The organism is Ferroacidibacillus organovorans, from assembly GCF_001516615.1.
GTDB lineage: Bacteria > Bacillota > Bacilli > Alicyclobacillales > SLC66 > Ferroacidibacillus > Ferroacidibacillus ferrooxidans_B.
This window is the reverse complement of the sequence record NZ_LPVJ01000058.1, coordinates 1-22623: the sequence shown is the minus strand read 5'-3', so window position 1 is coordinate 22623 and position 22623 is coordinate 1. Positions and strand designations below refer to the sequence as shown.

The following is a 22623-nucleotide window of genomic DNA, read 5'->3' as shown; positions in this document are numbered from 1 at the left end:
TGGAATGAAATTTAGGAGGAACACCCATGCGAACGACCTATATGGCTAAGCCGGGTGCGGTTGAGAGAAACTGGTATGTTGTCGACGCAGCGGGCAAACGCGTCGGTCGCCTCGCGACTGAGATTGCGTCCGTCTTGCGCGGAAAGCACAAGCCTGAATTTACTCCGCATACGGATGTCGGCGACTTTGTCGTAGTAGTCAATGCCGAAAAAGTTGTGTTTACAGGAAAGAAGCTGACGGATAAAGGGTATTTCCGCCATTCTGGTTATCCCGGTGGATTGCGCGAAATCAAAGCGATTGATATGTTGCGCACGCACCCAGAGCGTGTACTTGAGGCGGCTGTCAAAGGAATGCTTCCGAAAAACAGCCTTGGCGCGCAATTGTATACGAAGCTAAAGGTGTATGCGGGTCCGGAACATCCGCACCAGGCGCAACAGCCGAAACCGCTCGTGATCAACGAATAATCGCAGAAAGGAGGAGAATCATGGCTCTCGTTCAATATTGGGGAACAGGCCGCCGCAAAACGTCGGTGGCGCGTGTGCGATTGTTGCCTGGCGAAGGCGTTGTGCGTATCAATAACCGCACCATGGATGAATACTTTGGTCTTGAGACATTGAAGCTGATCGTGAAACAGCCGTTTCTCGTCACGGATACACTCGGTCGCTATGATGTGCTTGTAAACGTCCAGGGTGGAGGTATCTCTGGTCAGGCAGGCGCAATTCGCCACGGAATCGCCAGAGCTCTCTTGAAGGTTGACCCGGAATTGCGCCTTGCGCTTAAGCGGGAAGGACTTCTGACGCGCGACGCGCGCATGAAAGAGCGCAAAAAATACGGTCTCAAAGCGGCGCGGCGCGCACCACAGTTTTCCAAGCGCTGACGTTTCGCTTGCCACAGTTGTCAACGTTTATCGAACAAGTGTGTCAGTGTTTCAAAAAGGTACTCCTCGGCAAGAGAGGAGTACCTTTTTCGTGTTACAATTCATGTCAGATGGAGGTGTTGAGACATGTCGAGCGGAGTTGCGAGAGAAGCCATTCTCGACGCGTTAAAAGACGTACAGGATCCTGAGGTTCAGCGCAGTATTGTTGAGATGGATATGGTCAAGTCAATTGAAATCAAAGGCACAACCGTTCATGTTGAAGTGCTTTTAACCATTCGCGGTTGTCCGCTTCGCACGGTGATTGAAGACCAGGTGCGCGAGGCGGTGTTGCGCGTTGAAGGGGTCACCGATGTGAACGTGGTGATCGGCACGATGTCTGATGAGGAGCGGCAACGTTTCGCCGCAAAGCTAAAAGGCCCTGACGCGACGGCCCAGCAAACACCCGATCTCTTAAAGCCCGACACACTCACGGAGTTTGTCGCGATTGCAAGTGGCAAAGGCGGCGTCGGCAAGTCGACCGTGACTGCGAATCTCGCGGTGGCGCTCGGACGGTTAGGCTATCGTGTGGGCGTCATTGATGCGGATATCTACGGATTCTCGCTGCCGAACCTTTTTGGCGTGGCGGATGTAAAGCCGGCAGTTGTTGAGAATGTGGTGATGCCGGTTCAGGTGAAGGGGATCAAGCTTGTCAGCATGCAATTTTTTTGTCCCGGACAATCGTCCGATCATTTGGCGCGGTCCGATGCTTGGCAAGATGCTGCGAAACTTCTTTCAAGAAGTCCATTGGGGTACGCTCGACGTAGTGCTCTTGGATCTTCCGCCTGGGACCGGCGACATGGCGCTTGATGTCCATAACATGTTTCCGCGCAGCAAGGAACTGATCGTGACGACACCACAGCAGACGGCGGCGGATGTGGCGATTCGCGCGGGGCTCATGGCGCTTCATACAAAGCATGAGATCCTCGGTGTCATCGAGAACATGGCGTTTTATCAGTGCAAGGGCTGTGGTGAACGCACGTATCTATTCGGACAGGGCGGCGGCGCGCAAGTGGCAGACGGATTGCAAACAAGCGTATTGGCGCAGATCCCGATGGGTGAGCCGATGGAAGGGACGCAAGGTATTTTCGCACGGGATTCGCTCCAAGGCCAAGCTTTCGATCTCTTGGCACAGCAGGTGGCGTCAGACTTGAGGCTTGAAGCGCTCGCGGCTGCGCGTGAGTGACGGTTGTCTAGGTTTTGTAAGTTACTGATCATTTGTATAAACGATGACAAAGCATGCCTGTGTGAATAAAGGGCATGCTTTTTTTGTTGATTCACTTGTATGGAGCGGATAATTTGTTATAATGCAAGTACATACTTGCGCAAGTGATAACTTGCATGCATCGAGAGGAGGGAGCCCGTTTGGATGATGCGTCGCAGAATTCGCAGGTCTCATCCACTGATCAGGATACACACGCTCGTATTTTGCGAGCGGCCCTGACCGAATTTACGCAGCGCGGTTATAAGGGAGCAAGCACACGCGGAATTGCTGAGCGGGCGGGTGTGAATGAAGTGACACTGTTTCGGCACTTTGGGAGCAAGCTCGATCTGCTGCGCGTCGCGGTTAAGCAGGCGCTGATGCAGATGAAGATCCCGCAGGATCTAGCGCCGTATCTCCAGGGCACGCTTGAAGAAGGATTGAGCCAGTTTGTTTCGGACTACCTCTTGCAGGTGACGGCGCAGAGCGACATTCTCATGCTCGGTTTTTCAGAGGCGTTCAGCCAGCCGGAAATTTCTGATCTACTGCGTGAATTTATGTGGAAGATGCGCGGGATGATCGTTCGCTATTTTGAGGCCATGCACGAGAAGGGGGCTATCAAGGAAGGGGATTACCCGATTCTTGCCCATATCATCATGACTTCGCTTCACGGGGCGGCCTCGATGCGCAAGCGGACGCCGATCGAGATGGCGCAACTGAGCGATGAGCGTCTGACGCGCTGCCTTGTGAAGACGATTGTAGATGCCTATGAAAACCATGCACTTGATTCACCGAATCATGACATGAATTAACGTAAGGGGGGTTCTGTGTGGCGAATCCGCGCACAGTCAGTCTTTCGATCATCAGCATTCTCGCCGCCATCGTGGTGATTGGCGGTGGGGGGTATTACATTTATCAGCAGCAAAACTACGTAACAACAGATAATGCAAGCATTCAAGGGACGATGAGCCAAATCACGTCTCCAGCTGACGGAACGCTTGTCAATTGGCGTGTCAGTGACGGCGCCACGGTGCAAAAAGGTACGGTGATTGGACAAGTGCAGGGTTTGACAGGGACTACGGACATCACAGCGCCCATTACAGGAACGTTCCTGCAAAACAACGCAGTTGATCGCGAAGTTGTCGTGCCGGGAGAATCGCTCGGTACCATGAGCAACCTGAACAATTTGCAGATTGTCGCCAACGTGAACGAGACGGATATCAGCAATGTCGCAGTGGGAAAACCGGTAAACATCACGATTGACGCGTATCCTGGGACGCTTTTTACGGGAACGGTCAGCCAAATCGGCAGCGCTTCGACCGTATTGACAGAAGGAATCCCCAACACGAGTTTGACGGGCAATTTTAACAAAGTAGTGCAGCGGGTTCCTGTCTATATCACGATCAACGGTACAGAAGGCAAACAGCTCATTCCGGGTCTGTCCGCAGAGGTGTCTATCAACCGCAATTGATTGCAGGTAACTTTTTCTGTGAAATGGAGTGAAACGTTTTGGCAAACAGCAGCATCGTACGTGTCATCCTCATCAACCTTATCGTGCTCGTTGTTTTGATTGGCGCATTATTCGGCGGCTATTTGTATTACACAAACTCAATTAATTTTGTCACATCGCAAGACGCACAGGTTACAGGCACGATTGTTCCGATCACCGTGCAATATGCCGGCCGTCTCAACACGTGGGATGCGGCGGTGAACACGACGGTCAATCAATCTGATGTGCTTGGCACGGAGTCCAACAGCTCTGTGCTCGCAATGAACCCGCTTTTGAGTGGGCTTGTCGCGCATAACGCGACCTATCGCCAGAGGCTTGACAATGCGGAATCCATTTTGTCCCCCATTAGCGGAACTATTATTCAAAACAACGCGCAAAACGGTCAAGTGGTGCAACCGGGGCAAGTGTTGGCGGAAGTGGTGAACCTCGGCGACCTGAATGTGACTGCGAATATCCCAGAGACAGAAATACGTCATGTCATGGTGGGGCAGAATGTGGATGTTGCCATTGACGGCATTCCCAACACGACGTTTAAAGGTACGGTGCAATCGATCGGCAACGCGACGCAGTCCGCGTTCTCACTTGTTCCAAACATTTCAGCCGCATCCGGCTCGTACACCAAAGTAGTGCAACGCATTCCTGTTGTGATCAGCCTGAATGGCGGGTATTCCGGAAAACCGGTCGTGCCGGGCATGAATGCAGTCGTTACGATTCACGTCAACAACAATTGAGCAAGTTAGATGAAGGTCAAGGGGGGAAAGCGCGTGTCGTTTAAAGAACGGTTTGGTATGAGTCCGCTCGCCCTCATCAGTGTCGTGTTCGGCGTTTTCATGGCGATTCTTGACAATACCGTCGTGAACGTCGCCATCCCAAAGATGATGTCGGTGTTTTCAGCGACTCAGAATGAGATTGAGTGGGTCATCACGGCATACCTGCTCGTGACAGGGATGCTCACACCCGTGAGTGGCTATCTCGGCGATCGCTTTGGCCAGAAGCGGATCTATCTTCTGGCGCTTGGCATCTTTACCTTGGGATCGGCGCTTTGTGGATTGTCGTGGAGCACGCAGTCGATCATTGTTTTTCGCGTGCTTCAGGCGATTGGCGGAGCGATGCTGATGCCTGTTTCGATGACGATTCTCTTTAGCATGTCAAAACCAGAACGTCGCGGCACCATCATGGGGATCTGGGGCATCGCGCTCATGTTCGCGCCAGCGCTTGGCCCTACACTGAGCGGGTACTTTGTGGAGTATCTCAATTGGCGGCTGATTTTCTATATCAACGTGCCGATTGGCTTCTTGAGCTTCTTCATGGTCACCGCATCGATCCCCAAAATGCCTGCGCGCTCGACAGAGCGCCTTGACATCGCTGGGTTTCTCACATCACTTGGCGGATTCTTTTGTGTGCTCTACGCGCTCTCTGAAGCGCCTGCCGACGGCTGGGGATCCATCACCATCCTTTCCTTTTTGACCGTTGGCATCATCTTGCTGGCATTTTTTGTGGCAATTGAACTTACGGCAAAAAATCCGATGCTCGATCTGCGTCTCTTCAAGCGCAAGGTGTTCCTCGTCTCGATCATCACATCCAGTTTGCTGAGCATATCCATGCTTGGGGCACTTTTTATCCTTCCAGTATTTTTGCAAAACAGTCTCGGCTTTACACCGCTTGAGACGGGGCTTCTGACACTGCCTGGTGCGATTGTGACAGGTGTGCTTATGCCGATTTCCGGCGTTTTGTTTGATCGTATCGGCGCGCGGCCGCTTGGCATTATTGGCTTGGCGATCATGCTTGTTGGATCCATACTTTTGATGGGCATTAACCTCAATTGGACGTTTGGCACGATCCTGCTTGTCTATATGTTCCGCCAGGCGGGTATGGGACTTTCCATGATGCCGCTTTCCACGGCAGGCATGAACGATGTGCCAAGGGACATGGTCAGTCGGGCGACCGCACTTCAAAATACGATGAGAAATGTCGCAGGGTCGATTGGGACTGCGTATCTCAGTACAGTGATGCAATCCCAGTCTACGTCAAATTTGATTACGTATCTTCAGCGTTTGAGCCTTCACAATCTATCACAAATCAATTTGACGGGAATCCCTTCCGTTTTTGGTATCACAAGCTCGACGCAGTTGACCTCACTTGTCGGAGAACTCCAACAAATCGCTTTTGAGCATGGCACACAGGCAGCGTTTGTCGTCGCGGCGATCATTTCCGTTTTGGGTTTTTTGTCCGTGCTTTTTATCGGGAAAAAGAAACCTCCACTCGAATTGGCACAGCGCGGGGGACGATCAGCGGCACTTGTGGAATAGAATGGGATGTTTCCCCTGAGGTGAAAAAGGTTCGCAGGCATGAATCCTGCGAACCTTTTTATGATGATGACCCGCCGCTGTTCTCGTTTTCACCGTTTGAGGAGTCACTCTGCTTGTCTTTTTGACTGCCCTCTTGATCCCCTTTTCCCGACTGCCCTTTTGCAGACGTTCCCTGGGTTTTCCCGATTTTCTCCTTATCGCCGCCTCCCGCCTGCTTTACCGCCTCCTTCATACTATCCTGAAAGAGCAGTCGAAAGGTGGGCAATTGAAGCGCCTCCGTCATAATCATCATGATTTCTTTTCGGTACTCAGGCGTCTTCAGAAGATCAAACTGCATTTTTTGATACTCGGGCGACTTCATGAGGGCGAGCAGATCCTTTTGATACGCTGGATCGGTCATCAATTGTTTTTGCACGCTTGTCAATTGCTCCTTTGAAGCATTGACAACGGCTGCGGCAAATTGCGGGTCTTTCATCTGTTCGGTCAGCAGATTCTTGTTCTTGCCCTGTTGAAGTGTTTTTTCTACGGCCGAACTGATGTCAGCCTGTGTAACCACGGAGAGCCGTTTGAATTCGGGGCTCGTCATGGTATCGCGAAGTGTGGCCATTCCCTCTTTGCTGTGAAGGATGTCAAGCACCATCGCTTTCAGGTCAGGGTATGCCGTTCCACTGCTCATCTGACCTGGCTTGCCAGTTGACCCCGGCGACCCTCCTTGGCCCGCCGTTTGTCCATCCTGTCCTTGTGAAGAAGATCCTCCCTGCGATGAAACATTTGACACTTCTGCGGAAGTCGAACCGCCCAGTCCGCAACCCGCAAGCGCAGCGGTCAACCCAAGTCCGATCAACCAGAAGTGTACGGTGTTTTTTGCTGATTTCATCATGATTCACCTTCTTTCTTCAGCAAGGGTGATTTTTAAGAAGATGTCACTGAACGGTGGAGTGCGTCGCCGCGCCCTTTACCAGTTCGGTTACGGTCGCAAAGCGGTAGCCTTTTTCGCGCAGGCCATCAATCACGCCAGGCAAGGCCAGATGGGTCTGCTTGCAAGAGTCGCTCGCATGCATCAAAATGATGTCGCCTGGCACGACGCGAGTCAGCACGCGATTTTTGATCGCCTCGACGCCGGGATTCATCCAGTCTAGTGAGTCTGTGTTCCACTGAATCGTGCTGTATCCCATGCTGTGCAGTGTCGCCAGAACCTTCTTGTTAAAATCGCCGTTTGGCGTCCGGATCAAGCGAGTCTTCACGTTCAAGACTTCCTGCAGGCTCGCGTCCGCCTTTTGCACTTGTTCACGAATCCATCCATCGCTGAATTCGGAGTAATTTTTGTGCATATAACCGTGGCTGCCGATCTCATAACCCATGGATTTAATGCGCTTGGCAATCTCCTGATGATGAAGAACCCATGGTCCAGATAGGAAAAAGGTTGCCTTATCGACGTGTTTTTGGGCTAAGATATCGAGAATAGGCCCTGGCGACTTCTCACCCCACGAGATATCGAACGTGAGTGCAACGACCTTTTGATTGGTTTGCACCTTGTAGATCGCTTCCGGGGTCTTTGATAAAGGCGCTTCAACTTTGGTCTTTGCGTACGTTACGTAGGATGAACCAAACGTGAGCGCGGTCAGCAATAGTGCTGTGCCAATCCGCGCGGCACGTTTCGCGGTTTGTGTGCGAAAGGATTTGATGATGGAGCACCTCCATTCATTCGATTCGTTTCTCAGTTTGTGCGATGGAACGATTCGGCATACACGAGAGGGGAAATCATAATGGTAAAGAGATACCGCAGTTATTTTATTGTCGCGCTCGTCCTCTTTTTGCTTGGCGCCTGGCTTGGCGGCACGCATGCATCATCACTCACGGCCGTTTTGACACCCATGATGCACGGGCTTAAAAAAGAGGCTGTGACGCTAAGGCACGAGAGTGTGCTGGCTACGGCGCTCGCCCTTTTTTATAACAATATCAGGGTGAGTCTCGTCATGATGGTGGGCGGATTGATCTTTGGAATCATTCCTTTTTTAGTGGTCATCGCAAACGGTGCGCTCGTTGGGTATGTCCTGGCGACGCTCACGGCAAAGATTCACATCAATTTGGGATTGGCGATACTCGCAGGAATTCTTCCACACGGGATCTTCGAGATTCCGGCTTATCTTCTCGCGAGCGCGTACGGCTTGCGCATCGGGGCTACAGAGTTTCAGACCATCGCCCGTGCAGGGAAGCCGTCGCTGACGCATAAATTTGCGGGTTATCGAGGGGCCGCAGAGTCTGGAGACTTTGCACGCGCGGGTCAGCCGGGGATGTGGGCGTATTTGCGCAAGGATGTGTGGATGGTGTTGCTTATTGTCGCTGTGCTTCTTTTGGTCGCAGCTTTTATTGAAGCTGGCGTTACGCCAATCCTTTTGCGAATGGCGATTGGCGGATAAAGCCTGCTTCCTCAGATCAAACTTTCGATCTCATCTGTGGAAAATTGGAGAAACCCCGTTTCTTCGCGCTCTTTAAAGGAAACGGTATAAAAGGACTCAGCGCGCGCGAGCAGTTGCAATTCTGTGATGGAAAAATCGCGCTGCAAGCGCTCCGCGACGTCGCGCTTTGCGTCGAGCGTGATTTCGTCTGTGGGATTGAGCAGTGTGGCGTACTGGAGCTTAGCCCACGACAGAATGAAGAGTTCTGCATCCATGGATAGAGGTGTGTCGTTCATGAAAGATGGCCCCTTTCCTGCGGGAGTGCCCGTCAGTTTGATTCCTTATGGTACCATACGTTTAGGGAGTGTTGAAACGAATGACAAAAACTCGAAAATCATTGCGTGTGATCGGTGTTCCATCTGACCTGGGACAGGGGCGGCGTGGTGTGGACATGGGGCCAAGCGCCATTCGCTATGCGGGACTGTCAGAGAAACTTGAGGCGCTTGGCTATGAAATCAAAGATCTCGGTAATCTCTCGGTGGCTCAGCCGGAGTCGCGGGTGCAGGGTGATGTGAAGCTAAAGTACCTTACGCAAGTGCGCGCGGTTTGTGATGAATTGCGCAGTATGGTGGCGCAGGTCATGGCGGAAAACGCGTTTCCCATCGTGCTTGGCGGCGATCACAGTCTCGCCATCGGCAGTGTGGCGGGGGCGGCCGAGGCGCTCAAAGGTGAGATGGGATGCATCTGGTTTGACGCGCATGGTGACATGAACACGGATGAGACGACACCAAGCGGGAATATTCACGGCATGCCACTCGCCGCCTCACTGGGCTATGGACATGACGATCTGACGCGGATTGGGTCGCTTTTTCCAAAACTCAAGCCTGAGCGCGTGGCGCTTGTCGGCGCGCGATCGATTGATCCACTTGAGCGCGAGTTGATCGCCAGAAGCGGGATCAACGTTTTTACGATGGCGGATGTGGATGAGCAAGGTATCAGTTCGATCATGAGGCGCGCAATCGAGATTGCCACAAACGGAACGAGTGGCGTCCATCTCAGTGTGGATCTTGACGCGCTTGATCCAATGTACGCGCCGGGCGTCGGTACACCCGTGCACGGAGGATTCACGTATCGCGAGGGGCATCTTGCCATGGAATTGCTCGCATCTGCCGGTTGTGTGACATCTGTCGATGTGGTGGAGGTCAATCCAATCCTCGATTCGGAGAACCGTACGGGAAAGATGGCGGTTGAGCTTTTATCCTCACTGCTTGGACTTACCGTCATTTGACGCGAGGGCGAGAGAGGCTGAGTCTTGCCGCGTGGGCTTTGGGGAAATTTGGAGGGTGAAACGGGTGGAAATGGATCAGACGTTCGCGCAACTCGAGCGGCGGGAGGATGTGTTATGGATTGATGTTCGCTCGGAAGGGGAGTATGAAGAGTCGCACATTCCAGGTGCTGTGTCCATTCCGCTGTTTGACAATGAGGAGCGCGCAGAGATTGGGACGCTGTATAAGCAGGTTGGGCCAGAGCGCGCTCGAGAGCGCGGGCTTGAGATCGCCTCGCAGAAGTTGCCGGAGCTTGTGCGCAGGATTCGGGGGCAGGCGGGCGATCGAATCCCCGCGATCTACTGTTGGCGCGGAGGGATGCGCAGCCAGTCGGTGGCGACCGTTTTGGGACTGATGGCCATTCCTGCCGTGCGGCTGACTGGCGGGTATCGCGCTTATCGCGCACACGTTACAGGGCAGCTTGCCAGCATGCGCGCGGACAAGCTGCCTCCTCTGCTCGTGATTCACGGTATGACTGGTGTAGGCAAAAGCTTGCTTTTGCAGCTTCTAAAAAGGCGCGGGGAACCGGTGCTTGACCTGGAGGATTTCGCGGGGCATCGTGGATCGGTGTTCGGCGGGATCGGCCTTAAAACAGCGAATCAGCGGGAATTTGACGGACGGCTGTACGAAGCGCTGCGGCGGCTTCAAGACGCGCCGTATTTGATCATCGAGGCGGAGAGCAAGCGCATCGGCCACGTGAACATGCCGGATTTTCTCTACGAAGCAAAACTGCGCGGTGACAATCTCCTGCTTTTTGCGTCGCTAAAAACGCGGGTGGAGAGAACGCTACTGCAATACCAGTTGAAGGATGAGGCCGCCTTTGTCGGCGCAGTAGAACGCGCGGTTGCGCGGATCGAGCGGAGGTTTTCACCTGAGTTTCGCGCGCGGGTGAATGACGCGCTTCTCGCGCGCGACTGGCACAGCCTGATCGTAGCGCTTCTCACCGACTACTATGATCCGCGCTATGAACACGCGATGAAATCGTATGAGCGCCCATTTCACGAGGTGAATGGCGAGGATCTTGAGAAGGCGGCAGATGAAATCGTGACGCATGCCCACTCAGCGTATGCTGTGACGGATGCGGGTCAGCGTGAATGGATTGGTGGGAGAATAAATTAACCACCAGGTGATTCGCGATGATCTATGTTGCGTTGGGAGACTCCATTACGCACGGCTATGATTCGAGCAAGCCGTCCTTGCGCTACGTTGACCAATTGACAGAGAAGTTGAATAAGTTCCGCGCGACGCATGCATATGTGAATGCAAAACCGGGGTATACTGCCCTGCAGTTGCTTGCAAGCATGGAAAAGATTCCGCCGTGCATCTTGGCTGAGTCTGCACTCACGACGGTGATGATCGGGGGGAATGATCTTTTACGCGTTCTTCCGTGGTACTTGAACGATCCTGAAGAAGGACGCCGCCGCCTGGAGACGAATGTGATTCCCGTCGTGCGCGAGATTCTCGTAAAGGCGAAGCCAAGTAGGCACACCATCTTGCTTTTATGCACGATCTATAATCCATTTCCAAACAGCGATCTCGCCGCGCGAGGTGTTGGCGATTATAACGAAATGCTCGCGCGACTCGCAACAGAGTGCTCGTGTGAGCTTGTAAGGATTGACGATTCCTATCAGGGGCAAGAGTCAGAACTTGTCAAAGGATATCGGCGCGGGGCGCTTGAAGACTATCGTTTGATCAAAAATCCGATTCATCCGAACGACCTTGGACATGCGCGCATCGCGGAGGCCATCTTTCACGTATATAAGAAGAGAGCTCGCGAGGAGCTTGTGTCAACGAAGAAGCGAAAGGAACATCACGCACGTGAAGTGCGCGGTGGCGGGCGGTCGCGAAAACGCGGCGGTGTGGCGGGAAATGGCGGGCAGCGCTAAACTTCTCAGCGCATTCTTAGAAATCCGTGCGGCACGCTCGACGATTGCGATGTATAATAGAGTAGAATGTTTTGATTACCAAAGATTGATGGGGGTCGCGGATGGACCACGTCGCGCGAAGCGTGCTTGAAGAAGCGCAAATGGGAGATGTCGCGGCGTTTGAGAAGATTGTCAACGCCTACGAGAATCGTTTGTTCACGATGGCCTTTCGAATGCTTGGAAATCGAACTGAAGCGGAAGATGCGGTGCAAGAGACGTTTTTGCGCGTCTATACAAACTTGCCGCGCTATGACGAGACGTATCAATTCTCGACGTGGATTTACCGCATTGCGACAAATGTGTGCATCGACAGTTTGCGCAAACGACGCCCACATCAATCGCTTGATGTTGATGATGGAGAAGACGGATTCAAAGAAGGCTATGAGCGTCTCGCAGGCGATGAAAAGGATCCGCTTGACTCCGTCTTGCAGACGGAGCGTTGCGCCGATGTTCAGCGCGCCCTAAATGCGTTGCCTGTTACCTATCGGACGGTTCTTATTCTAAAATACATTCAGGAATTGTCTCTTCAGGAGATCGGCGATATTTTGCACGTTCCTGTCACGACGGTGAAAACGCGGATTCACCGCGGTCGGGAAGCCATGAAAGAGCAATTTGCGGATGTACCCGTATCGTGAAAGAGGGAATCCTTGTGACGTGTGAGGAAGCAAAGCAAACGCTGCATTTTCACCTGGATGGCGATGACCATCACCCTCATGTAAAGAACGCGCATCATCATCGCGTGACCTGCGCCCACTGCGCCGCGCATCTGGATCAATTGAAGGAAGTGGAGAGAGGATTGCGGAGTATGGCGCAACTCTCGGCGCCGAGTTCGCTTCATGAGCGGATCATGAAACGCGTGCAGACGGCGATCCAGAAACGTCCTCTGTATGGCACGGTAGATCGTGGAAAGCTGATGTGAGTGCATGCCTTCTCTGCTGATTCTTTTGAACAAGTACATTTTTGATGTTCTTGATATTGCGATTGTATCGTACGTGTTTTACCGTGTGATTCTCTTGATACGCGGAACGCGCGCGGTTCAACTGCTCAAAGGTTTGATCGTGCTTTTTGTGGCGCTTGGCCTGAGTCGCGTGTTCCATCTACAAGCGCTCAACTGGCTTCTGACACAGACGCTCACGGTAGGACTCTTCGCGATTCCTGTCGTGTTTCAGCCTGAATTGCGCCGTGGACTCGAACAGTTGGGGCGGGCGAGCCTTTTTCAGTTGCGCCTGAATTGGCAAGGGACAGGTGACACTGCACATGTCGTGCAGGAACTGGTCGCGGCGACGAGGGTGTTCTCGAAAAACCGGATCGGTGCGTTGCTGGTTTTAGAGCGGAACACGGGACTCAATGAGTATGTCCAGACGGGCATTGCCATACAAGGCTTGCTCAGCGCAGAACTTTTGATCAACACGTTTATTCCGAATACGCCGCTTCATGATGGCGCGGCGATTTTGCGCGGTGAGCGGGTTCTTGCCGCGAGTTGCTTTTTGCCACTAAGCGACAGTGACGCGATTTTAAAAGAGCTTGGCACACGTCACCGCGCAGGGATCGGCGTGACGGAACAGTCGGATGCCGTCGCGATCATTGTTTCGGAGGAAACGGGGCAAATCTCGATCTCTGAGGGCGGCATTCTAAGGCGGGGATTGGATGAGCGCGAATTGACGGAGCGACTCAACGAAGTTTATGGAACGATGCGCAACCAACGGCCTTTCCGACTCTTTGCTCGAAAAGGTGAACGCGCATGAAAAAAGCGAGCGATTTTTTGCAGAGCAATCTCACGGCGCGACTCGTCAGCGTACTCTTGGCGGTCATGCTCTGGTACGTGGTGCAGTCTTCTTCGACGCAGTCGATCTCACCGGCCGCACTCACGACGACGACAGCTGTTCTTCACGGCATTCCAATTCACGCTCGGATAAGCCCTGGTATGGCGGTGCTCGGCCAGAATCCGGTCAAGACCGACGTGTCGGTCTCAGGCGGCCTCTTGAGTGTGGCGTCTGTGCAGGTTGCTTACGGGAATTTACAGGCGGTTGTCAATGCGCGCGGTTTGAAGCCGGGCGTCACGAACTGCCTGTCACGATGATCAATCTGCCGACGCATGCGACCACATACACGCCGCAAGTAAAGCATGTCACGCTTGATCTGCGCCCCGTGATCGATCGAGCATTTAAGCCGACGTTGCATTTTCAGGGGACGATGAGCATTGGCGCACAGTTGGCGAGGGTGCATGCGGGGATCCCGCAGGTCATTGTGCGCGGGCCCGATGTGAATGTGCGCCGCGTGCGAGCGGTGGTGGGGAACATCTCTGTCGTGAACCGTGGTTCAACCTTTGTGGCACACGTCACATGGGCGCCCGTGAATCAACAGGGAGCAACCGTAGGCGGCGTAAAGTGCTCACCAGCCTCGACGCTCGTGACGGTTCCTTTTCGCCAGACATCGGTCTCTGTGCCGCTTGTCGCGAGCACCTTTGGCATTCCAGCCTCGCCTTATTACGTGGCATCCGTGCAGGTGCTGCCGCGCGTGATTCAGGTGACGGGCGCCTCTTCGGCGCTTGTGAATCTTTCTCCGATCGCGCTTTCGCCGATCAATGTGACGGGACTTCAGCAGACGTCGACGATCACGAAGACGATTCCCATTCCTGTAGCGGGAGCTCATCTGTCGAGTGTGACGGCGAACGTGACGGTGACGGTCGTTCCAGGTGTGCGAACGGTTGTTCAGCACGTTCCAATCGTCATTCGCGGCGCCACGCCGCATGGGCACTATAAGCTCTCGGCAGGGTGGGTAGACGTAACTGTGTTTGGTCCACAATCCCCCGCGCTCACGGCGCAAGATCTTGAGGCGTCTGTGCAGGTGCAGGGCCTTGCGGCCGGACAATCGTCACGCGAAACCGTGACGGTGAGCGTTCCTTCGCCCTGGGTGGCTCAATCGGTCTCTCACAGTGTCGTCAATGTGCAGGCTTTGCCTTGAATGGGCAAGGCCCAAAATCTACCAATCATCTCGCACGGCTTGAAAGACTGTGCATGGTGTGGGAGAATGGGCTAAATAAACGAGGATTCAAGTGATTGTGGGGTCAGGAAACAGCGTGAGTCGACTTTTTGGCACAGATGGTGTTCGCGGGGTTGCAAATGTGGGATTGACACCGGAACTTGCATTTTCTCTAGGGTTTGCAGCAGCGCTTGTGTTAAAACAGCAGTGTGCGGGACGGCCGCGCGTGATGGTCGGGAAAGACACGAGGATCTCTGGCGATATGCTTGAGTTCGCTCTGATTGCGGGAATCACGGCGGCAGGTGTCGACGCCGTTCGCCTGGGAGTCCTGCCTACGCCGGGCGTCGCCTATTTGACAAAACACTCGGATGCGTGCGCGGGTGTGATGATCTCTGCTTCACACAATCCATTTGAGGACAACGGGATCAAGTTTTTTGGTGCCGACGGGTTTAAACTCCTCGACGCACAAGAAGACGAGATCGAACGTAGAATGGAGCGCAAAGAAGCGGAAGATCGGCCGCAGCGCGAGCAGATTGGGCGGGTGTATGAGCGTCACGATGAGGCGTTTCGCTATCGCGATTTTCTCTTGTCAACACTGAAGGCGGATTTGAAAGGGCTTCATGTGGTTGTGGATGCGGCAAACGGCGCGGCGTATGAACTCGCAAAGACGCTTTTTGCGGCGCGCGGCGCGCGGGTGACACTCTTGTCGGTTGAGCCAAACGGCGTCAACATCAATGTCGCGTGTGGATCGACGCACCCGGAGAAGCTTGCGCAAACGGTGAAGGAATTGAAGGCTGATATCGGTTTGGCGTTTGACGGTGACGCGGATCGCTTGATCGCGGTGGATGCGAGCGGAGAGATCGTGGACGGGGACCGCATCATGCTGATTTGTGCGCAACACATGAAAAAATGTGGTCGACTGCATGATGATACCCTTGTGACAACGGTGATGAGCAATGTCGGTTTTGTGCGTGCGGCACAGGAGTTGGGAATTCGTCTCGTGCGAACGGCTGTAGGCGATCGCTATGTGATGGAGGCGATGCGAGAAGGCCATTTTTCGCTCGGTGGAGAACAGTCGGGGCATATGATTTTTCTCGATTTGACGACGACGGGTGACGGTATGCTTTCTGCACTGCAGTTGCTTGATGTGATGGCGCAGGAGAAAAAAACGCTTAAGGAATTGGCCGCGATTATGCAATCGTATCCACAGGTGCTCGTCAATGTGCGCGTCAAAGACAAGACGGCGTGGAAAACGAATGATTCGATTCTCAGGGTTATTCGCGAGATCGAGAGTGAGATTGGCGAGAATGGTCGTCTGTTAGTTCGCGAGTCGGGCACAGAGTCGCTTGTGCGCGTGATGGCGGAGGGACCGCAAGAGGAGCAGGTGCGCGCGCAGGTGGAGCGGATTGTCGATGTGATTCGGCGGGAACTTGAGACAGCGTAAGACGTGGCGGATTCGCCTCGTTTTACGTGTCCATCATTTGTGCAGCAAAGGGGGAATGCGTTTAGAAGAGGATTGCGCACGCACATGAGAAGAAATGGTCGCAAGCGCCAGGACTGGGCAGGACGGAACGAGATGTGTGCTCCAGTTGACGCGGTGGAGGTTGGCGAAGGACTCGGCGGGTGCCTCCCGGTGTTGATTCGCACCGCGAAGATCAATGAGAAAACGGCAAGGCGACTTGCCTGACAGATCTTGGTCAGAATCAGAAGCGCGTATGCGCTTCTCGCGCGAACGAAATAAAGGCGGGTGACGGAGCCCGGATTTGTCATTTCCAAAAACGCGCATGAGCCGCGTGGGGAGGTTTCTTTCAATGTGTGGAATTGTCGGTTATGTCGGACGTCGGCAAGCGCAGGACGTTCTTTTGTCGGGACTTGAAAAGCTGGAGTATCGCGGGTATGACTCGGCAGGTGTGGCGATTTTTGAAGATGGCGAGGTGCGTGTGGAAAAGTCGGTAGGCAGACTCGCGGTGCTTGGTGACGCGCTTATTGCGCACCCTGTACGCGGAAATCAAGGAATCGGTCACACGCGGTGGGCGACGCACGGGCGCCCCTCGAATGAGAATGCGCATCCGCACGCGGATTGCTCGCGGGCGTTTGTCGTCGTGCACAACGGGATCATCGAAAATTACCAGACACTTCGCGATCAATTGCTAGAAAGCGGGCATTCGTTCGCGTCGGAAACGGACACCGAGATTGTGGCGCATCTCTTGGAAGAAGCGTGGACGGGCGAGCTCTTTTCGACCGTGCTTGCGGTGCTGCCAAACTTGCGCGGGGCGTACGCCCTTGCGATCATGGCGAAGGATGAACCGGGGACGCTTATTGCGGTTCGCAAACAGTCGCCATTGGTCATCGGCCTTGGTGACGGGGAACAATTCTTGGCGTCTGACATCCCCGCACTCCTTGAATACACGCGGGATGTGTATATTCTTGGTGACGGAGAGCTTGCCGTTTTACAATCGGATCGCGTGTTATGCTACGATCTCGCGGGGAATCCGATTGGAAAAGAGATCTTCAAAGTGACTTGGGATGCGGTTGCCGCGGAAAAGGGTGGCTATGAGCATTTTATGCTCAAGGAGATTCACGAGCAGCCCAAAGCGGTGCGTGACACGCTCAGCGGGCGGATTGCGGAAGACGGGTCTGCGGTGACGCTTGGCGAGCTTGACTTAAGCGAGGAAGTCGTAAGGTCGATAGATCGCATCCACATTGTCGCGTGCGGCACGTCGTACCACGCGGGACTGGTCGGTAAAGTTGCGATTGAAACGCTCGCACGCATTCCGGTAGATGTTGAGATCGCGTCGGAGTATCGCTATCGCAACCCGATTGTGACGGATCGCACGTTGATCCTTGTCATCTCGCAATCCGGGGAGACGGCCGATACGCTGGCTGCGCTTCGCAATGCGAAGATGGCCGGCAATCGTGTCATGGCGATCACGAACGTGGTCGGCAGTTCAGCGGCGCGGGAGGCGGATCACGTTCTCGTCACGTGGGCGGGGCCTGAGATTTCTGTCGCTTCAACAAAGGCGTACACGACGCAGTTGATCGCGCTCTACCTGTTTGCGGCCTATCTTGGGCAGATCAAGGGAACGATCGCCTCAGATGAGCGCGCAAAGCTAATGAACGCAATTCTTGAACTGCCGTTAAAGATTGACGAAGTCTTGAAAACGGCGCCGGCGATCGAGACGATTGCGCGCGATTTCTCATCTTGGGATGACGCGTTTTTTCTCGGGCGGGGGCTTGATTTTGCAGTGGCTCTCGAAGGTGCGCTCAAGTACAAGGAGATTTCGTACATTCATGCGGAGGCGTACCCGGCGGGCGAATTGAAACACGGCACACTTGCGCTGATTACAGAAGGTGTCCCGGTTATCGCACTCGTGACACAGGATGAACTCTATGAGAAAACGGTCAGCAACATTAAGGAAGTAAAGGCGCGCGACGCACACGTCCTGGCGCTCGCCTGGGTAGGGGACGAGGAGATTGAAAAAAGCGTGGATCGCGTCCTCTATGTGCCGCACACGCTGCCCTTTTTGGCGCCGGTGCTTCTGGTTGCACCGCTTCAACTGCTGGCGTACTATGCGTCGATTGCGCGCGGCAATGACGTCGACAAGCCGAGAAATCTAGCGAAAAGCGTCACGGTGGAATAACAGACAGGCGACAAGCAGGAACTGCTGTTGGCGAAAAATAAAGTTGTATACTGAAAAATAAAGTTGTGTACTCGAAAATAAAGTTCGATACCTGGAAATAAAGATGTATACTCGTTGTCTTGTTAGGCTATAATGGTTACAAATGCCTTTAGGGAGCGTAACCAGTGCCGCGACGTTCGAGTCGTATATCTAAATCCAAATTGAACTTGACTGTACGTGATGTGCCTTCGAAGGGATTATCGAGCCGCATTAGCGGTGTAGATCCTTCGGAGGTACTTAATTTACTTTCTGGATTGGAAAGGCATTACTGTTATAGTGTTTTGTGGTCTAATTCTGTTCAGAAAGTTGAGACCCAGCGAATTCTCCCTCTTGAAGAGACACTAAAAATCGCTGAACGTATTGGCGTTAAACATCCACAAGATCAAATTTCTAAAGAGTGGTATCCAATGTCCACCGATTTTATCATTGATATTCGTGGTGATGGTGATGTACGAAAAATTGCAAGAAGCGTCAAACCCGCTAATCAATTGAACTCGGTGCGCACGATGGAGAAATTAGAAATTGAGCGATTATACTGGAAAGAAATCGATATCGATTGGGGTATCGTTACTGAGCAGCAAATATCTATTAACTTCGCGAAAAACGCCGAGTATTTTTTGTCTTGCTTAGAAAAGAGTGAACACGCTCCTATTCCTCAAAGTTTGTTTTTTCAGGTTGAATCGGAATTATTCCAAGAAATACAGACATCAGCAAATAGCCTATCGATGTGCGCCTTGAATATTGATAAACGTTTGGGGTTCCAACCAGGTACATGTTTATGGTTTGTAAGACATTTAGTTGCAACAAAGAATTGGGTCGTTGATATGGAAGTTCTGTTTGAGCCGAGTAATAAAATCGAAATTCAAAGATCATCTACTATGTTAAATAAAGTGGGTGAACAAGCGCAATGACCATTTTAATGGTTAATTCAGTATTGGAATGGTTAGATGAGAATGACTCGCTGGATAGTATAGAGCGTATCCTTTGGATAGATGGGAAAAACGAGAAAATTGTTATTATCTCACTTACTGATTCTAATGCTTTTCCTGCGTGGAGATCCACGTTAGAAATCGAACTTGCACTTAAAGAGAAGCGTATGGTAATTCGACCTGTCGATCCATTTATGCGCATGTTTTCCCCTAACTCAGACTATGTATTGAAACATTCTGTTCACATGGAAAATAATTGGAGAATTATCGAATCCTTAGTTCAAAATGAACCTCAAATCTATGACAGAAATTATCGAGGGATGCTCGTCAATAATAAGGTAAAAGAGTTAGGTATTCATAAAATGACCCTTTATAAATTTATGAGAAGGTATTGGATCGGTGGTAAGACAAAATATGCCCTTTTACCAAACTATCATCGAAGTGGAGGACGAGGCAAAGAAAGAATCGCTAAGGGTGATGGAATTAAACGAGGTAGGCCATCTAGAGTTTTTAAACATAATAATGAGGTTCCTGGTGTTAATGTTACTGAGGAGATTAAATCTATTTTTAAAGTATCAATCTCCATGTACTATGACAGTAAAATGAAGATTCCATTAAAACGCACGTACGACAAAATGATTCAGAAGTTTTTTACATTACATGAGGCAAATGGTAAATATTTAGTGCCAGACACGAATATTCCTACCTTTGGTCAATTTAAGTATTGGTTTAGCAAAGAACACGATTTAAAGAAGACAGTAATAGCGCGTCACGGAGAGAACGAATTTAACTCAAGTTTCGCACCCTTAAGCAGCTATTCTTGCCTTGATCGTACTGGGCAAACTGGCAATAAAGTGTTGTACGGCCCACCTCAATTTCCTTTGATTCTTCCGAAGCGACACCCTCCGTTACTCGAGTGAAAAATTGGAGCAATCGAGCGATGGCTTCGGCGTAACGAAGATCTGTCATTTCATCACACATCGCGAGAAAGAGCGCACCAAGGGTACGCGGATCCTGTTCATTGCGCGTTTCTACTGCCAGAAGAAGATAGCGCGTAAAGACGATCGTCGTGTGTGCGACCATCGCATCATAAGATCGTCCTTGCAGTTCTCGAGCCAAGCGGAGTTGTGACTTAAGTACCTTGAAAAACACCTCGATATTCCAGCGTTTCCCATATAGTCGAATCACTTCTTCGTCTGACAACGTGACATCTGTGCACAGCAATGCCAACCATTGCTTCGATCGATTGCGATCACGGACGAAAACGATCTTCGCGGGCACACCTTGTCCATGTTCGTTTTGTCCCACCTCGACTTCAATGGATGCGAGGATCTTCGCACGTCCCCTCCGTTTTTCACAAGGGCATAGATCTGCGCAAGGGTAAGTCGCTTTCCCTGTACGGAATAAGTGACGGTCTTCATGGCTTTGAGCATGCAAATCACCGTCATCTCTTCACCCACTGCACGAACGATCGTGGACGGAAAGGCAAACCAGCTGTCGAACAGGAGGGTCCGGGTCTTGATACCCGCCGCTTTTGCCTGCGCCAGAAGATCAAAGAGGACAACCGTCGCCTTGAGGATACTCTCGCGGCGGCGGCGATAACCTGAGGTTCTTCGATCTGCTGATGAATCCATGCCTTGAATACGATTTTCGGTCTTCTCGGAGCTGAGTAAGGAAAAGGCAAGCGGAACAAAGGAGTTTCCGTCCGACCAGCCAAGGGTCAGCATTCGAAATCCGCGTACAAAACGATGGGACGCATGATCATAGACTCGTGCCAACAGCTCGACGTTCTTGCTCCGATTGCGGTTATATAAGGAGTCATCCACGATGAGCACCTCGGTTCGATCCTTGGACGTCAGCAGTTGCATTCGCGCAACGACCGACTGTGCCAGCAAGAGTAGGAAACGACGCCAATTGTGGGTAGACGCATTGAGAAATCGGTAGACGGTATCCTTGCAAAATCCTGTTTCACGCTGTGGATCCAAATTCCAAGAGAGGCTGCGACCAGAAAAGACGAGGGTCAAGAGAAACGTAAAGAGACGATTCGCAGGAATCCCAGCTTGCTTGGTCACCCGTGATTGTTTCAAAAGACTGGCTAACCGATATTCCTTGAAAAAGGATGCCACAGAGGATGGGAGTTGCTCAAAGGAAGGGACTTGTCGTACCATAGAAGAAACACTCTCGCTTTCGGTCAATTGGTTGTTTCGACAACACCATTTTACCAGATACGAGGGTGTTTTTACTTGTATCATGCTCAGAAATCCATACTGGGCAAGGGTTTCAACCTATTTTAAGGGTGCGAAACTTGAGTTAATTTCATAAACTTGACGTCCTACCTGCCAGGCAATGGTGGTATCCAAATCATTTGCACTTTTCGAAGTTAATGGCTGAACTGCAATGATGATTCCTTTTGTTTGCGGGGTAGGAAGGCTATGCGCATGCAAATATGCGACCATACTCTTAGCGACGCTCTGCGTAGCAGGGGTAATGGATTTTCCCCAAAACTGCGTTATGATCGTCCAACGACCATACTGCCATTGATAATAGAATGGATCGCGACCGCTCTTTGAATATTGAGCTTTAATCCCAAACCCCAGATTGATAACGTGACCAGACGGGATAAACTGTCCAATACTTTCAAGTTGAAGCTGATGAATCGTTGATAATGCTGCGGTTTTCGATGCATAGTCTTTTGTGATCAATCTGGAAGGATGCATGCTATTTTCATTGGGAGAGGCGGATGTGGTTCTAGATTGGTTCATTGCTGATGGTACAGTGATGCCTTTAACTGGATATACGCTGTAGAATAGCTCTCCTGATTTGTCGGCAGCTGTAATGACTTGCCCATTCGCAAAGGCGATATAACTTCCGTTTCCAATGGGATCACTTGTGGCCGGTACAAGGACACCAACGGCATGGCCAGCTAGTTTGACTTGTTCTAACACATTAATCGATGAGAGAGACAAGGGCTGTGTTTTCACGGCATTAAACATGCCAGACCATGAATAACCAATGAAAGGATCTTTATTTTGATTGGTCTGAATACCAAACCAAACTTGATTCATTGTCGGACTGAATGGATTGTCAGTTTCGCCATAATTCAGAATGTAGTTTATTCCGAAGTTCATTTTAGCTCGCTCAGCGAGTTGTACATCATGTAAGAACCATGATGAAGCTGTGTTTTTGCGTTGATACGTGCTTCACCACGGGTGTCTGAGCTTGCTGCTTGGTTTCGGCATTTACTACAAACCCACTGACCGTCATGAGCGTAAGTACCACTGTAGCGAAAACGAGTGTACGATAGCTCTTCATCGCACGTCCTCCTCACGGTTGTTTTATCAGTATGACGATATCAACCCGATTGAGGTTACATACTCAAGTTTCGCACCCGAAAATGGCGCGTTATCCCGCACCCTGTCTGGGATGTGCGTCGTTATATAAAAGAAAAAC

General features: G+C 51.9%; 26 protein-coding genes and 1 pseudogene. 21 read left to right on the top strand and 6 right to left on the bottom strand.

Annotated elements, in window-relative coordinates; genetic code table 11:
* Positions 1 to 26: 26 nt before the first annotated feature.
* From rplM to ATW55_RS12450, 8 genes are all read left to right on the top strand, one after another.
* A complete protein-coding gene (gene rplM / locus ATW55_RS12480; RefSeq protein ID WP_067718196.1) occupies positions 27 to 464 on the top strand; it encodes a 50S ribosomal protein L13 in 438 nt (145 codons plus the stop codon).
* Positions 465 to 484: 20 nt separating this feature from the next.
* Positions 485 to 877 carry a 30S ribosomal protein S9 gene (gene rpsI / locus ATW55_RS12475; protein WP_067718193.1) on the top strand — a complete coding sequence of 131 codons (393 nt, stop codon included), beginning with the start codon at positions 485 to 487 and terminating at the stop codon, positions 875 to 877.
* A gap of 126 nt (positions 878 to 1003) precedes the next feature.
* A complete protein-coding gene (locus ATW55_RS16575) occupies positions 1004 to 1723 on the top strand; it encodes a P-loop NTPase (RefSeq protein ID WP_235587123.1) in 720 nt (239 codons plus the stop codon).
* Entirely contained in the window at positions 1620 to 2099 is a 480-nt protein-coding gene (locus ATW55_RS17105; protein ID WP_336433226.1) for a P-loop NTPase, read from the top strand. Before ATW55_RS16575 ends, ATW55_RS17105 begins: the two co-directional genes overlap by 104 nt.
* A 179-nt stretch (positions 2100 to 2278) precedes the next feature.
* Complete coding sequence (locus tag ATW55_RS12465) at positions 2279 to 2926, top strand: TetR/AcrR family transcriptional regulator (protein ID WP_067718188.1); 648 nt, start codon at positions 2279 to 2281, stop codon at positions 2924 to 2926.
* Between the two features lie 17 nt (positions 2927 to 2943).
* Positions 2944 to 3585, top strand: coding sequence for an efflux RND transporter periplasmic adaptor subunit (locus ATW55_RS12460; RefSeq protein WP_067718185.1), 642 nt, complete (start codon positions 2944 to 2946; stop codon positions 3583 to 3585).
* 38 nt (positions 3586 to 3623) lie between these two features.
* Entirely contained in the window at positions 3624 to 4355 is a 732-nt protein-coding gene (locus tag ATW55_RS12455) for an HlyD family secretion protein (protein WP_067718182.1), read from the top strand.
* 33 nt (positions 4356 to 4388) lie between these two features.
* Positions 4389 to 5933, top strand: coding sequence for a DHA2 family efflux MFS transporter permease subunit (locus tag ATW55_RS12450; protein ID WP_160327250.1), 1545 nt, complete (start codon positions 4389 to 4391; stop codon positions 5931 to 5933).
* Positions 5934 to 5991: 58 nt separating this feature from the next.
* Here ATW55_RS12450 and gerD read toward each other — a convergent pair whose 3' ends face one another.
* Together gerD and pdaB are read right to left on the bottom strand one after the other, a co-directional pair.
* Complete coding sequence (gene gerD, locus ATW55_RS12445) at positions 5992 to 6813, bottom strand: spore germination lipoprotein GerD (protein ID WP_153005156.1); 822 nt, start codon at positions 6811 to 6813, stop codon at positions 5992 to 5994.
* A gap of 43 nt (positions 6814 to 6856) precedes the next feature.
* Positions 6857 to 7618 carry a polysaccharide deacetylase family sporulation protein PdaB gene (pdaB, locus tag ATW55_RS12440; RefSeq protein ID WP_067718319.1) on the bottom strand — a complete coding sequence of 254 codons (762 nt, stop codon included), beginning with the start codon at positions 7616 to 7618 and terminating at the stop codon, positions 6857 to 6859.
* An 81-nt stretch (positions 7619 to 7699) separates the two neighbouring features.
* On the opposite strand from pdaB, the gene ATW55_RS12435 reads away from it, so the two are divergent.
* Positions 7700 to 8353: a stage II sporulation protein M gene (locus ATW55_RS12435; protein ID WP_082685833.1), complete on the top strand. Its 654-nt coding sequence runs from the start codon at positions 7700 to 7702 to the stop codon at positions 8351 to 8353.
* A gap of 11 nt (positions 8354 to 8364) precedes the next feature.
* Here the strand turns inward: ATW55_RS12435 and ATW55_RS12430 are convergent, their stop codons facing one another.
* The gene (locus ATW55_RS12430; protein ID WP_067718169.1) at positions 8365 to 8628 is read right to left on the bottom strand and encodes a hypothetical protein; all 264 of its coding nucleotides are present in this window, start codon (positions 8626 to 8628) and stop codon (positions 8365 to 8367) included.
* Positions 8629 to 8708: 80 nt separating this feature from the next.
* On the opposite strand from ATW55_RS12430, the gene rocF reads away from it, so the two are divergent.
* The 12 genes from rocF to ATW55_RS15880 all read left to right on the top strand — a co-directional run bounded on the left by rocF (position 8709) and on the right by ATW55_RS15880 (position 19155).
* On the top strand, positions 8709 to 9620 hold the full coding sequence (gene rocF / locus ATW55_RS12425) for an arginase (protein ID WP_067718165.1): 912 nt from the start codon (positions 8709 to 8711) through the stop codon (positions 9618 to 9620).
* Positions 9621 to 9690: 70 nt separating this feature from the next.
* The gene (gene mnmH / locus ATW55_RS12420; protein ID WP_235587126.1) at positions 9691 to 10776 is read left to right on the top strand and encodes a tRNA 2-selenouridine(34) synthase MnmH; all 1086 of its coding nucleotides are present in this window, start codon (positions 9691 to 9693) and stop codon (positions 10774 to 10776) included.
* A gap of 17 nt (positions 10777 to 10793) precedes the next feature.
* Positions 10794 to 11543, top strand: a complete 750-nt coding sequence (locus tag ATW55_RS12415; RefSeq protein ID WP_067718159.1) for an SGNH/GDSL hydrolase family protein — start codon at positions 10794 to 10796, stop codon at positions 11541 to 11543.
* A gap of 101 nt (positions 11544 to 11644) precedes the next feature.
* A complete protein-coding gene (gene sigW / locus ATW55_RS12410; RefSeq protein ID WP_067718155.1) occupies positions 11645 to 12217 on the top strand; it encodes an RNA polymerase sigma factor SigW in 573 nt (190 codons plus the stop codon).
* Between the two features lie 14 nt (positions 12218 to 12231).
* A complete protein-coding gene (locus ATW55_RS12405) occupies positions 12232 to 12501 on the top strand; it encodes an anti-sigma factor family protein (RefSeq protein ID WP_153005155.1) in 270 nt (89 codons plus the stop codon).
* Positions 12502 to 12505: 4 nt separating this feature from the next.
* Positions 12506 to 13327: a diadenylate cyclase CdaA gene (gene cdaA, locus ATW55_RS12400; RefSeq protein WP_067718149.1), complete on the top strand. Its 822-nt coding sequence runs from the start codon at positions 12506 to 12508 to the stop codon at positions 13325 to 13327.
* Positions 13324 to 13662, top strand: coding sequence for a hypothetical protein (locus tag ATW55_RS16385; RefSeq protein WP_067718146.1), 339 nt, complete (start codon positions 13324 to 13326; stop codon positions 13660 to 13662). The genes cdaA and ATW55_RS16385 overlap by 4 nt, the downstream gene beginning before the upstream one ends.
* Positions 13659 to 14546 carry a CdaR family protein gene (locus ATW55_RS12390; protein ID WP_067718143.1) on the top strand — a complete coding sequence of 296 codons (888 nt, stop codon included), beginning with the start codon at positions 13659 to 13661 and terminating at the stop codon, positions 14544 to 14546. Before ATW55_RS16385 ends, ATW55_RS12390 begins: the two co-directional genes overlap by 4 nt.
* Before the next feature lie 115 nt (positions 14547 to 14661).
* Complete coding sequence (glmM, locus tag ATW55_RS12385) at positions 14662 to 16008, top strand: phosphoglucosamine mutase (protein ID WP_067718315.1); 1347 nt, start codon at positions 14662 to 14664, stop codon at positions 16006 to 16008.
* An 84-nt stretch (positions 16009 to 16092) separates the two neighbouring features.
* Entirely contained in the window at positions 16093 to 16251 is a 159-nt protein-coding gene (locus tag ATW55_RS16380) for a hypothetical protein (protein ID WP_160327249.1), read from the top strand.
* A gap of 124 nt (positions 16252 to 16375) precedes the next feature.
* A complete protein-coding gene (gene glmS, locus ATW55_RS12375; protein WP_067718312.1) occupies positions 16376 to 18205 on the top strand; it encodes a glutamine--fructose-6-phosphate transaminase (isomerizing) in 1830 nt (609 codons plus the stop codon).
* Between the two features lie 164 nt (positions 18206 to 18369).
* On the top strand, positions 18370 to 19155 hold the full coding sequence (locus ATW55_RS15880) for a TnsA endonuclease N-terminal domain-containing protein (protein ID WP_082685830.1): 786 nt from the start codon (positions 18370 to 18372) through the stop codon (positions 19153 to 19155).
* A gap of 824 nt (positions 19156 to 19979) precedes the next feature.
* Here the strand turns inward: ATW55_RS15880 and ATW55_RS12360 are convergent.
* The 3 genes and pseudogenes from ATW55_RS12360 to ATW55_RS16375 all read right to left on the bottom strand — a co-directional run bounded on the left by ATW55_RS12360 (position 19980) and on the right by ATW55_RS16375 (position 22485).
* A pseudogene (locus ATW55_RS12360) lies at positions 19980 to 21341 on the bottom strand (IS4 family transposase).
* 117 nt (positions 21342 to 21458) lie between these two features.
* Positions 21459 to 22301, bottom strand: coding sequence for a hypothetical protein (locus tag ATW55_RS12355; protein WP_067718129.1), 843 nt, complete (start codon positions 22299 to 22301; stop codon positions 21459 to 21461).
* 25 nt (positions 22302 to 22326) lie between these two features.
* On the bottom strand, positions 22327 to 22485 hold the full coding sequence (locus tag ATW55_RS16375; RefSeq protein ID WP_160327248.1) for a hypothetical protein: 159 nt from the start codon (positions 22483 to 22485) through the stop codon (positions 22327 to 22329).
* Positions 22486 to 22623: the final 138 nt, after the last annotated feature.

Excerpts from the sequence above, each read along its gene's own strand:
- rplM (WP_067718196.1), top strand. The coding sequence starts at position 27 with ATGCGAACGACCTATATGGCTAAGCCGGGTGCGGTTGAGAGAAACTGG.
- rpsI (WP_067718193.1), top strand. The coding sequence starts at position 485 with ATGGCTCTCGTTCAATATTGGGGAACAGGCCGCCGCAAAACGTCGGTG.
- ATW55_RS16575 (WP_235587123.1), top strand. The coding sequence starts at position 1,004 with ATGTCGAGCGGAGTTGCGAGAGAAGCCATTCTCGACGCGTTAAAAGAC.
- ATW55_RS17105 (WP_336433226.1), top strand. The coding sequence starts at position 1,620 with ATGCTTGGCAAGATGCTGCGAAACTTCTTTCAAGAAGTCCATTGGGGT.
- gerD (WP_153005156.1), bottom strand. The coding sequence starts at position 6,813 with ATGATGAAATCAGCAAAAAACACCGTACACTTCTGGTTGATCGGACTT.
- ATW55_RS12435 (WP_082685833.1), top strand. The coding sequence starts at position 7,700 with ATGGTAAAGAGATACCGCAGTTATTTTATTGTCGCGCTCGTCCTCTTT.
- ATW55_RS12430 (WP_067718169.1), bottom strand. The coding sequence starts at position 8,628 with ATGAACGACACACCTCTATCCATGGATGCAGAACTCTTCATTCTGTCG.
- rocF (WP_067718165.1), top strand. The coding sequence starts at position 8,709 with ATGACAAAAACTCGAAAATCATTGCGTGTGATCGGTGTTCCATCTGAC.
- mnmH (WP_235587126.1), top strand. The coding sequence starts at position 9,691 with ATGGATCAGACGTTCGCGCAACTCGAGCGGCGGGAGGATGTGTTATGG.
- ATW55_RS12415 (WP_067718159.1), top strand. The coding sequence starts at position 10,794 with ATGATCTATGTTGCGTTGGGAGACTCCATTACGCACGGCTATGATTCG.
- sigW (WP_067718155.1), top strand. The coding sequence starts at position 11,645 with ATGGACCACGTCGCGCGAAGCGTGCTTGAAGAAGCGCAAATGGGAGAT.
- cdaA (WP_067718149.1), top strand. The coding sequence starts at position 12,506 with ATGCCTTCTCTGCTGATTCTTTTGAACAAGTACATTTTTGATGTTCTT.
- ATW55_RS16385 (WP_067718146.1), top strand. The coding sequence starts at position 13,324 with ATGAAAAAAGCGAGCGATTTTTTGCAGAGCAATCTCACGGCGCGACTC.
- ATW55_RS12390 (WP_067718143.1), top strand. The coding sequence starts at position 13,659 with ATGATCAATCTGCCGACGCATGCGACCACATACACGCCGCAAGTAAAG.
- ATW55_RS16380 (WP_160327249.1), top strand. The coding sequence starts at position 16,093 with ATGAGAAGAAATGGTCGCAAGCGCCAGGACTGGGCAGGACGGAACGAG.
- glmS (WP_067718312.1), top strand. The coding sequence starts at position 16,376 with ATGTGTGGAATTGTCGGTTATGTCGGACGTCGGCAAGCGCAGGACGTT.
- ATW55_RS12355 (WP_067718129.1), bottom strand. The coding sequence starts at position 22,301 with ATGAACTTCGGAATAAACTACATTCTGAATTATGGCGAAACTGACAAT.
- ATW55_RS16375 (WP_160327248.1), bottom strand. The coding sequence starts at position 22,485 with ATGAAGAGCTATCGTACACTCGTTTTCGCTACAGTGGTACTTACGCTC.